This window comes from Pseudoflavonifractor sp., assembly GCF_050943825.1.
In the GTDB taxonomy this organism is placed as follows: domain Bacteria; phylum Bacillota; class Clostridia; order Oscillospirales; family Oscillospiraceae; genus Pseudoflavonifractor.
Genome location: NZ_JBMNPX010000026.1, coordinates 18,998 through 29,333 on the forward strand (window position 1 = coordinate 18,998; position 10,336 = coordinate 29,333).

Genomic DNA, 10,336 nt, shown 5'->3' on the forward strand with positions numbered 1-10,336 from the left:
TGACTTTGTGTGTTATACTTTATTGTGGGTTTTTATGGCCCGTATTTTTGATGAAAAGGGAACGATGCACATGAATTCACGGTATGACGTTGCCATTCTGGGCTGCGGCGAGGCTGGTATTTTCGCCGGCTACGAGCTGATGCTCAGAAACCCCGGCCTCAAGGTAGTGGCCCTGGACCAGGGCGCCGACATTTACAGCCGCAGCTGCCCCATCGTGGCGGGCAAGGTGAAGGAGTGCATCCACTGCAAGATCTGCGACACCATGTGCGGCTTCGGCGGCGCGGGCGCCTTCTCCGACGGCAAGTACAACTTCACCACCGCCTTCGGCGGCTGGCTCACCGACTTTATGGACGCTAAGGAGGTCATGGACCTCATCGACTATGTGGACACCATCAATGTCAAGCACGGCGCCACCACTGAGGTCTACTCCACCTCCACCCCCGAGGCCCGCGCCCTGGAGAAGAAGGCGCTGGAGTACGACCTCCACCTGCTCCAGGCCCGCTGCAAGCACCTGGGCACCGAGAATAACCTGAAGATCCTCCAGAGCATCTACGAGACCGCTAAAGAGGGAGTGGAGTTCCGCTTCCGCACCGCTGTCACCAAGATCGAGCGCCTGGGCGACGAGGGCTACCGCCTGACCACCGCCAATGGCGACACGGTGGACTGCACCTACTTCATCGCCGCTCCCGGCCGGTCCGGCGCCGAGTGGTTTGCCAACCAGTGCAAGGATCTGGGCATTGAGCTCATCAACAACCAGGTGGACATCGGCGTCCGCGTGGAGCTGCCCGCCAAGGTCTTTGAGCACATCACCGACGTGGTGTACGAGTCCAAGCTGGTCTACCGCACCAAGCAGTACGGCGACCAGGTGCGTACCTTCTGCATGAACCCCTACGGCCACGTGGTGGCGGAGAACGTGGAGGGCATCAACACCGTCAACGGCCACTCCTACTCTGACCCCGCCCTCCGCAGCGAGAACACCAACTTCGCCCTGCTGGTGTCCAACCGGTTCACCCAGCCCTTCAACGAGCCCTACCGGTACGGCAAGCACATCGCCTCCCTGAGCAACATGCTGGCCGGCGGCGTGCTGGTCCAGCGGTTCGGCGACCTGGTGGCGGGCATCCGTACCAACGAGCACCGGATGAGCAAGTCCTTCGTCCGGCCCACCCTTACCGCCGCCGTGCCCGGCGACCTGTCCCTGGCCCTGCCCAAGCGTCAGCTGGACGACATCATCGAGATGATCTATCAGCTGGACAAGCTGGCCCCCGGCACCGCCAACTACGACACCCTGCTCTACGGCGCGGAGGTCAAGTTCTACTCCTCCCGTCTGGCCCTCTCCTCCGAGCTGGAGACCGCCATGCCCAACTTCTTCGCCATCGGCGACGGCGCCGGCGTGACCCGCGGCCTGGCTCAGGCGGGCGCCTCCGGCGTAAAAGTGGCTCAGGTTATCTCTGAGCGGCTGAAGTAAGAGAAGCCCGACGAGCCAGGCCGCCCACCCGCTTTCGGCGTAAACCGGAGCAAAGCCCAGCACAGCGGGTTTGCTCCGGAAAGGAGGAGCAAGGGAGCGCGCGCAGCTTTCGCCGCAGAGGCGGAAGCGGAGAGAAGCGGACTTTGCGACGACGCGGCCCAGGTCATCTCTGAGCGGCTGAAGTAAGAAGCTTATCCAACAGAACACAGACGATACAGGGCCGCCCAATGGGCGGCCCCGTATTATCTGCCCCGTTTTATCCGGACTGTAATAACAGCCGGGGAGAAGCAGCGGCAGAAAGCGTCAAATGTCCAGGAGACGCATAATGAACTTTGTACGGCATGTATCCAATTGCGTATGCAGTGAAAAGGTCTTGTAAGAAAATTGTAAATCATGTCGTTTCAGGGGTTTTCCACATTATCCACAGGGTTTTCCACATGGGGAAGAAGCAGTGGAAAACCTGCGGATATACAAAAATAGTTGACATAAAACTGTGTCAAGTGCAAAACGAACGGCGGAGTGCACAAACTTGCCGGAAGGACCGTCAGACCGCCTCCCGGGCGGGGCAGCGGCGAAGTCCGGAGCGCAGAACAGGCCTGTGAGGAGGGCGTGAAATGGCAGATACCATCGCAGCGGTGGCCACACCGATGGCCCGGGGGGCAATTGGAATTTTGAGGCTGTCCGGGCCGGAGGCTGTCCGGGCCGCGTCGGCGGTGTTCAAGCCTGCCGGAGGGCGGCCCCTGGAGGAATATGAGGGCCGCAGGCTGGTGTACGGCACCCTGTACGACCGGGAGGGCAACGCCATCGACCAGGCTCTGGCCACCTATACCAGAGGGCCGGGGAGCTATACCGGCGAGGACACGGCGGAGCTCCAGTGCCACGGATCCCCGGCGGTGCTCACCCTGGGGCTGGAGGCTCTCTTTGCCCAGGGTGTGCGCCAGGCCGGACCGGGTGAGTTTACCCGCCGGGCCTTCCTCAACGGCAGGCTGGACCTGACCCAGGCCGAGGCGGTGGCCGACCTCATTGACGCGGAGACCGCCTCCGCCGTGCGGCAGGCGGCGGGCCAGCTGTCCGGCGCTCTGGGGCGGAGAGTGGCGGCGGTATACGACGCCCTCACTGACCTGACCGCCCATTTCTGCGCCGTGCTGGACTACCCGGACGAGGACATCGACCCATTCCGGGCGGAGACCATGGAGCAGGCGCTGTCTCAGGCGCGGCGGGAGCTGTCCGCTCTGCTGGCCACCTATGGCCGTGGCAGACAGCTGGTGCATGGGGTGCCCTGCGCCATTGTGGGACGGCCCAACGCGGGCAAATCCTCCCTGCTCAATGCCCTGGTGGGGTATGACCGGGCCATTGTCACCGACATCCCCGGCACCACCCGGGACACCATTGAGGAGAAGTGCCGCCTGGGCGGCGTACTTCTCCGGCTCATCGACACCGCCGGGCTCCGGGACACCACGGATACCGTGGAGCAGCTGGGGGTGGAGCGCAGCCGGGCCGCACTGGCAGAGGCCGGGCTGGCCCTGGTGCTCATTGACCCCGCCGGCGGCGTGACGGAAGAGGACCTGGCCATTCTGGAGCAGGCCCAGGCGGCTGCGGAAAAAGTGATTGTGGTGCTCACCAAGGCGGACCTGCCGGACCGGCGGGACATCGGCTTTTCCCTGAAGGGGGAGAAGCGTCCTCCTGTGGTATCCCTCAGCGCCAAAACCGGGGAGGGACTGGAGGAGCTGGAAGCGGCTGTGGCGGCGCTCTTTCCCCGGGGAGAGGAGAACTGGGGCGAGCTGCTCACCAACGCCCGGCAGGCCGAGGCGGCGGGGAGAGCGCTGGAGGCAGTGACGTCCGCCGGTGACGCCCTGGCCGCCGGGATGCCGGCCGACGCCGTTTTCTCCGATGTGGAGGCGGCTCTGGACGCCCTGGGGGCCCTGACCGGCCGCTCGGTGCAGGAGGATGTGACGGACCGTATTTTTTCCCGATTTTGTGTGGGAAAGTGAATATAAAATGGAAAATGCCGTATAAAAACGAGGGCAGGGGACCATACCTGCCCTCGTTTTTTATGGCAGAACAGATAAAATACAGGGCACGAAAAAGTTTGGTTCGTCAAAAAGACGGGAGAAAAAAGATTGCAAAAATTGATAATATTTTAACAAATAAAAAGAGTTTTTTCTGAAAATAGTTCTCAGATATATACTTTCAATAGAAAATAACAAACCTTTCGGAGCACAACGCCGAAAAAATAATGCAGTTTTCACATTGACAATATTTTAACGAGTAGGGTATAATTCGCATCGTTAAAAAAATATCAAATGAGCGGACCCACTGCTCTCACCATTCTTGAGGAGGCTGCACAGATGAAAGAGCAGAAGAAGGCAACCGCAATCATCGATAACGTAGAGGCTCTCGAGGCGAAGATGTCTGCCATGCGGGAGGCTCAGAAGGTATTCGCCACCTACACCCAGGAGCAGGTAGACGCCATTTTCCTGGCTGCCGCCACCGCCGCCAACCAGGCCCGTATTCCTCTGGCCAAGATGGCCGTGGCCGAGACCGGCATGGGCGTTGTGGAGGACAAGATCATCAAGAACCACTACGCCGCTGAGTACATCTACAACGCTTACAAGCACACCAAGACCTGCGGCGTCATCGAGGAGGATAAGGCCTACGGCGTGAAGAAGATCGCCGAGCCCATCGGCCTCATCGCCGCCGTCATCCCCACTACCAACCCCACCTCCACCGCCATCTTCAAGACCCTCATTGCTCTGAAGACCCGCAACGCCATCATCATCTCTCCCCACCCCCGCGCCAAGGGCTGCACCATCGAGGCTGCCAAGGTGGTGCTGGAGGCCGCGGTGAAGGCCGGCGCTCCTGAGGATATCATCGGCTGGATCGACGTGCCCAGCCTGGACCTGACCAACCAGGTCATGCGTGAGTCCGACCTGATTCTGGCTACCGGCGGCCCCGGCATGGTCACCGCCGCCTACTCCTCCGGTAAGCCCGCCCTGGGCGTGGGCCCCGGCAACACCCCCGTCATCCTGGACGACACCGCCGACATCAAGATGGCTGTCAGCTCCATCCTCCACTCCAAGACCTTCGACAACGGCATGATCTGCGCCAGCGAGCAGTCCGTCACCGTGCTGGCTCCCATCTATGACGCCGTGAAGAAGGAGTTTGCCGCCCGCGGCGCTTACTTCCTCAAGGGCGATGAGGTGGACAAGGTCCGCAGCATCATCCTGGTCAACGGCACCGTCAACGCCAAGATCGTGGGTCAGAGCGCCCACACCATCGCCAAGATGGCCGGTGTGGATGTGCCTGTGGACGCCAAGGTCCTCATCGGCGAGGTTAAGAGCACCGATCCCTCCGAGCCCTTCGCCCACGAGAAGCTGTCCCCCGTGCTGGCCATGTACAAGGCTGAGACCTTCGACGAGGCTCTCCAGAAGGCCGAGCGGCTGGTGGCTGACGGCGGCTACGGCCACACCTCCTCCCTCTATGTGGACCTGCGCGAGACCGAGAAGATGGCCAAGCACGCCGCTGCCATGAAGACCTGCCGCATCCTGGTCAACACCCCCTCCTCCCAGGGCGGAATCGGCGACCTGTACAACTTCAAGCTGGCTCCCTCCCTCACCCTGGGCTGCGGCTCCTGGGGCGGCAACTCGGTCTCCGAGAACGTGGGTGTCAAGCACCTGCTCAACATCAAAACCGTGGCGGAAAGGCGTGAAAACATGCTCTGGTTCAGAACTCCCGAGAAGGTCTACTTCAAGAAGGGCTGCCTGCCCGTGGCCCTGGATGAGCTGGGCACCGTCATGCACAAGAAGCGCGCCTTTATCGTGACCGATACCTTCCTCTATCAGAACGGCTACACCAAGCCCATCACCGACAAGCTGGACCAGATGGGTATTGTCTACACCGTGTTCTCCAACGTCCAGCCCGACCCCACCCTGAAGAACGCCCAGGAGGGCGCCGCTGCCATGACCGCCTTCAAGCCCGACTGCATCATCGCTCTGGGCGGCGGCTCCGCCATGGACGCCGGCAAGATCATGTGGGTCATGTACGAGCACCCCGAGGAGGACTTCCAGGACATGGCCATGCGGTTCATGGATATCCGCAAGCGTGTCCACACCTTCCCCAAGATGGGTGAGAAGGCCTACTTCGTGGCCATCCCCACCTCCTCCGGTACCGGCTCCGAGGTTACCCCCTTCGCCGTTATCACCGACCAGAACACCGGCGTGAAGTACCCCCTGGCCGACTACGCCCTGCTGCCCAACATGGCCATCGTGGACACCGACAACATGATGAGCCAGCCCAAGGGCCTGACCAGCGCCTCCGGCGTTGACGTGCTCACCCACGCCCTCGAGGCCTATGCCTCCATCATGGCCACCGATTACACCGACGGTCTGGCTCTGAAGGCTATGAAGAACGTCTTCGAGTACCTGCCCACCGCCTACAACGACGGCAGCAACGTGGAGGCCCGTCAGAAGATGGCCGACGCCTCCTGCATGGCCGGTATGGCCTTCGCCAACGCCTTCCTGGGCGTGTGCCACTCCATGGCCCACAAGCTGGGCGCCTTCCATCACCTGCCCCACGGCATCGCCAACGCCCTGCTCATCAGCCTGGTGGTGGAGTACAACGCCGTGGAGTGCCCCCCCAAGATGGGCACCTTCTCCCAGTATCAGTACCCCCACACCCAGGCCCGGTACGCCGAGTGCGCCCGCTTCTGCGGCATCCAGGCCAAGGACGACGCCGAGGCCGTCAAGAAGCTCATCGCCAAGATTGAGGACCTGAAGGCCGCCGTGGGCGTGAAGAAGACCATTGCCGAGTACGGCGTGGACGAGAAGTACTTCCTGGATACCCTGGACGCCATGGTGGAGCAGGCCTTCGATGACCAGTGCACCGGCGCCAACCCCCGCTACCCCCTCATGAGCGAGATCAAGGAGATGTACCTCAAGGCTTACTACGGCAAGTAAGAGAGACCATAAAAGGAGGCCGTTCCGCAGACTGCGGAACGGCCTCCTTTTCATTACCCTTCCAGATAGCGCTCCTCTGCTTCCTGCTGGGCAGTCCGGAGTAGCTGCTGAGCATCCTGAATCCGTACCTCATCCAGGGCCTCCAGAGCGTCGGAAATGCCGTGAAATAAAATGTAGTACATCTGCTGGTAAAGTTCCATATAATATCTTTCTTTCGGTATATACTAATAACAAGATATACCGATTAAGGGAAATTGTCAACGGATTTTACACTACTTATCATATATATACCGATATGGGGGTATATCATGAAAAGAGTACGTGTAAAGCTGGACAAGTATCTGCCCGCCCACAATATCACCCGCTATGAGCTGGCCCGCCGGTCAGGCATCAAGTTCCAGACCATTGACGGCTACTATAAAAACACAGTGGTCCGGTATGACGCGGTGAATCTGGGAAAAATCGCGGAGGCGCTTGACTGCGGGATTGAGGATATTCTGGAACTGGTGGATGATGCATAAACCAAATACCGCCCCGGAGCAGCGCTCCAGGGCGGTATTTTTTCAGGATTTCTCTTCAAAGCTGGCGCCGCAGCTGCGGCAGGTAACAGTAATTTTCCCCTTGCCCTTGGGCACCCGCAGCTGCTGGCCGCAGTTGGGGCACTTGAAATAGCGGTGGTCTTTGTCCCGGTGGATGGTCCGGCGCAGCCGGAACCAGCGGATTGCAGGCCCTGCCAGCTCCATAAACTTGGCGTTTTCTGCCCGGCGCCGGGGAATATTCCGGGAAAAGAGCCGGAACAGGGCATAGGCTGCCACCAGCAGCGCCAGCCAGCTCAGCAGGCCAAGGCGCAGCAGGCTGCCCACCAGATAGAGCACCAGATACACCGCTATCAGGAACATGGAGAACTGATCGACGCCATATCGGCCATACATAAATCTCTGCAGCCAATTCATCGAGCGAACGTCTCCTTCAGCGGAAGAATGGCCCGAGCGGAACATAAAACTCGGGCACATCGGCTTCCACAGTACTTTTATAACAGTAATGATACCGTTTTGAAGGTTTTCCGTCAAGGCACCAGACGTAAACAATATGTGAATAATCCCTTGAAAGCACAGGGGAAAGCGGTTATACTGGACAAAAACAGGAGGTGCCACGTGAAGCGAATCGACAAGGAGAACTACTATCTGGACATCGCCGAGACGGTGGCCGAGCGGGCCACCTGCCTGCGCCGGTGCTACGGCGCCATCATTGTCCGCAACGACGAGATCATTGCCACCGGCTACAACGGCGCCCCACGGGGCCGCCGCAACTGCGTGGATCTGAACTACTGCACCCGGGAGGCCCTTAACATCCCCTCCGGTGAGCGGTATGAGCTGTGCCGCAGCGTCCACGCCGAGGCCAACGCCATCATCTCCGCCGCCCGCAGTGAGACCCTGGGCGCCACCCTCTATATGGCCTGCAAGAACCCCGCCACCGGTGAGCTCATCGCCGGGTCCACCTCCTGCGCCATGTGCCGCCGGCTTATCATCAACGCCGGCATCCAGCGAGTGGTCATCCGCAACACCAAGACGGACTACTCTGTGGTCCACGTGGAGGACTGGGTGCGGGAGGACGACTCCCTGCCCGGAGAGGCCTGCAGCTGCTGCGGGAAAGAATAAAAAATCAAAACCACCAGCTGCCGGGCAAGAGCCCGGCAGCTGGTGGTTTTCTTATTTGGTGTAAAATTCCGCGCCTTCCGCCGCCAGCCGCTCCCTCCACAGGGCGGCCAGGGCTTCCAGGTCGGCCTTGAACTGGGCGTCCGTTTGGTCCGCACTCTTTTCCAGCTCCTCCAGCACGGTGAAGGTGAAGGAAGCGGCGCCGTATTTGTTCCAGTCAGCGGACAGCGGGAGAAAGGTGCAGGAACCGGTGGCGGCTGAGAACTGAAAGCGGTTTCGCAGGCCTGCCGGATCGGCCACGGCGCTGAGCAGCACCCGGTTGGTCTCCGTGCAGCGGATAGCGCACACGCCGCCCACCACGGTCCGCTCCCGCCAGGCGGACAGCAGCTCTTTTTGATGTTCCGTCTTAGCCATGATACCCCAGCTCCCCTAAAATACGGGCCAGCACCTTCATCCGCTCGCCCAGCAGCTCACCGTCTCTGGCCAGCGCGTCCTGAAAGAGGCGGATATCCTCCTGAATGTGGTCGTTCTCCGTGCACACTGACACCGTCATGGCGTCCCCCTGAAGACCCACCCGGTCAATCTCCGGCTGGTCGGGGTTATAAAAGTCGGGGTACTTGTAGCTCTCCTCCCGGAGATAGAGCTGAGCACGGCAGGTGAGAATGGCCAGGTCCAGCACCCGGTGGAGGGGCAGCTCCTCTGACTGGCGGGACCACTTTTCCCCTGTGTACCGCCACACCTTGGCCGAGATATCCACCCGGCCCCGGTCGTTCCACTGGGCCAGACCCAGGGACAGCCCCTTGGCGTCGGTCTGGTAGGCGGAGCGGCCGTCGATGTGGTCGTAGTCCTCCGCCACGATGACGGGCTTGTGCTTCAATGAGGTTGGAATCCGCATGATGGCCTCCTGATTATTTAGTAAATTAGTAATTTAGTAAATTATAAACCAGAGGATAGCACGGAACAGACCGGACGTCAAGGAATATTTTTTCCCCAGCGAGGCAGACTAGTGTGGAAAAAGGAGGCGCAGACGGATGGATATGACCAACAAGGAATACGGAAAATATGTGGAGAAAAAGGCGGCGCCGTCTCCCACACCCAAGAATCTGGCCTGGGCCTTTGTTACCGGTGGGCTGATCTGCACCCTGGGGCAGGGCCTGCTCAATCTATACCGCTCCATGGGCCTGAGTGAGACAAGCGCGTCCATTGCCGTACCGGTGACGCTGATTTTCCTGGCTGTGCTCTTCACCGGCCTGGGCTGGTTCGACAAGCTGGCCAAGCACGCCGGGGCGGGCACTCTGGTACCCATCACCGGCTTTGCAAACGCCATGGCCTCTCCGGCGCTGGAGTTCCGCAGTGATGATAGAGTTATAATAGGGACAAGTCAGAAACACCACGAAATCAAGGTGGATGTGCTGGTTTAGCCCCTATTTTTTTATGTTCTGAGAATAAATCGTGATTATTATATCACAGGAAGGGAGAGGATACCATAAAAGCGCTGTAACAGGCAAAAAATGCTTGGCAGCTCATGTTTCATCTATGTCTGTGAGTTGCCGGTTATGGCGCTTCGGGTGACTATGAATAAAGTAGAGATGATTTTCAGGCAGCTGGTACTGCCGCTGACAGTTGCAGCTCTGATGGCAACTTTGTTTCGCGCCATATATATGGATGGCGAGACATGTAATTACTTTTTGGCTTGGATCTTGATTGGGTTCCCCTTTGGTATCGGAAAGATGTGCCTTTGGTTGGTGCCTACCCATTATGATCTTGCTGGAACGATTGGCATAGTGTTTTTGAATGTGCTGGTTGGTGGCATGATTGGAGGGCTCGTGCTAATCTGGCAAATACTCAAAGGTCTAAGCTGCATTGTTTCGATAATTCTAAGGAGGAACTAATGGCACAGATTATTGCTATTGCAAACCAGAAAGGCGGCGTGGGAAAAACTACTACTACGCTGAACCTTGCGTATTCCCTACATAATATGGGATTGAAAGTCCTGACCGTTGACTTTGATAGTCAGGCAAATTTGACAACCTGCTTCGGGGTAGAAGCTCCTAATGAGATTGAGACCAACATTGCCGATTTGATGATGCTGATGATGGATGAAAAAGAGCTGCCCGAACCGAAAAGCTATGTTCTTTCTCACGATGGTGTGGATTTCATTCCTTCGAGCATTTCGCTTTCTGTGATTGATGCAAAGCTCCGATTGGAAATGGGAGCAGAACAGATGCTGGCAGGCATTCTTGAACCGCTCCGAGACGAAT

The 10,336-nt window shown here is 59.0% G+C and carries 12 protein-coding genes; 8 read left to right on the forward strand and 4 right to left on the reverse strand.

Features of this window, described 5'->3' with window-relative positions; translation table 11 throughout:
* Nucleotides 1–70: 70 nt before the first annotated feature.
* From ACOX7T_RS14030 to adhE, 3 genes are all read left to right on the forward strand, one after another.
* Nucleotides 71–1,465 (forward strand): NAD(P)/FAD-dependent oxidoreductase, encoded by a 1,395-nt coding sequence (locus tag ACOX7T_RS14030; RefSeq protein ID WP_433443871.1) that lies wholly within the window; start codon nt 71–73, stop codon nt 1,463–1,465.
* Nucleotides 1,466–2,079: 614 nt separating this feature from the next.
* Complete coding sequence (mnmE, locus tag ACOX7T_RS14035; protein ID WP_433443872.1) at nt 2,080–3,456, forward strand: tRNA uridine-5-carboxymethylaminomethyl(34) synthesis GTPase MnmE; 1,377 nt, start codon at nt 2,080–2,082, stop codon at nt 3,454–3,456.
* A gap of 357 nt (nt 3,457–3,813) precedes the next feature.
* A complete protein-coding gene (gene adhE / locus ACOX7T_RS14040; RefSeq protein WP_433443874.1) occupies nt 3,814–6,420 on the forward strand; it encodes a bifunctional acetaldehyde-CoA/alcohol dehydrogenase in 2,607 nt (868 codons plus the stop codon).
* A 53-nt stretch (nt 6,421–6,473) separates the two neighbouring features.
* Here the strand turns inward: adhE and ACOX7T_RS14045 are convergent, their stop codons facing one another.
* Nucleotides 6,474–6,620 (reverse strand): hypothetical protein, encoded by a 147-nt coding sequence (locus ACOX7T_RS14045; protein ID WP_433443876.1) that lies wholly within the window; start codon nt 6,618–6,620, stop codon nt 6,474–6,476.
* A 108-nt stretch (nt 6,621–6,728) separates the two neighbouring features.
* Here ACOX7T_RS14045 and ACOX7T_RS14050 point away from each other — a divergent pair, with 108 nt between their 5' ends.
* On the forward strand, nt 6,729–6,941 hold the full coding sequence (locus ACOX7T_RS14050; protein WP_433443878.1) for a helix-turn-helix domain-containing protein: 213 nt from the start codon (nt 6,729–6,731) through the stop codon (nt 6,939–6,941).
* 42 nt (nt 6,942–6,983) lie between these two features.
* Here the strand turns inward: ACOX7T_RS14050 and ACOX7T_RS14055 are convergent, their stop codons facing one another.
* Nucleotides 6,984–7,352 carry a hypothetical protein gene (locus ACOX7T_RS14055; protein WP_433443880.1) on the reverse strand — a complete coding sequence of 123 codons (369 nt, stop codon included), beginning with the start codon at nt 7,350–7,352 and terminating at the stop codon, nt 6,984–6,986.
* Between the two features lie 222 nt (nt 7,353–7,574).
* Between ACOX7T_RS14055 and ACOX7T_RS14060 the strand changes: the two genes are divergently transcribed.
* Nucleotides 7,575–8,078 carry a deoxycytidylate deaminase gene (locus ACOX7T_RS14060; protein ID WP_433443882.1) on the forward strand — a complete coding sequence of 168 codons (504 nt, stop codon included), beginning with the start codon at nt 7,575–7,577 and terminating at the stop codon, nt 8,076–8,078.
* A 51-nt stretch (nt 8,079–8,129) separates the two neighbouring features.
* On the opposite strand, the gene ACOX7T_RS14065 is transcribed toward ACOX7T_RS14060, so the two are convergent.
* Complete coding sequence (locus ACOX7T_RS14065; RefSeq protein WP_433443884.1) at nt 8,130–8,489, reverse strand: GIY-YIG nuclease family protein; 360 nt, start codon at nt 8,487–8,489, stop codon at nt 8,130–8,132.
* Complete coding sequence (locus tag ACOX7T_RS14070) at nt 8,482–8,970, reverse strand: DUF6530 family protein (protein WP_148318896.1); 489 nt, start codon at nt 8,968–8,970, stop codon at nt 8,482–8,484. The genes ACOX7T_RS14065 and ACOX7T_RS14070 overlap by 8 nt, the downstream gene beginning before the upstream one ends.
* 136 nt (nt 8,971–9,106) lie before the next feature.
* On the opposite strand from ACOX7T_RS14070, the gene ACOX7T_RS14075 reads away from it, so the two are divergent.
* From ACOX7T_RS14075 to ACOX7T_RS14085, 3 genes are all read left to right on the forward strand, one after another.
* Nucleotides 9,107–9,496, forward strand: a complete 390-nt coding sequence (locus tag ACOX7T_RS14075; protein WP_433443886.1) for a SpoVA/SpoVAEb family sporulation membrane protein — start codon at nt 9,107–9,109, stop codon at nt 9,494–9,496.
* 135 nt (nt 9,497–9,631) lie between these two features.
* Nucleotides 9,632–9,967: a DUF6050 family protein gene (locus tag ACOX7T_RS14080; protein ID WP_433443888.1), complete on the forward strand. Its 336-nt coding sequence runs from the start codon at nt 9,632–9,634 to the stop codon at nt 9,965–9,967.
* Nucleotides 9,967–10,336 (forward strand): ParA family protein (locus ACOX7T_RS14085; RefSeq protein WP_433443890.1); only part of this gene is annotated, 370 nt, incomplete at its 3' end. The genes ACOX7T_RS14080 and ACOX7T_RS14085, both read left to right, overlap by 1 nt.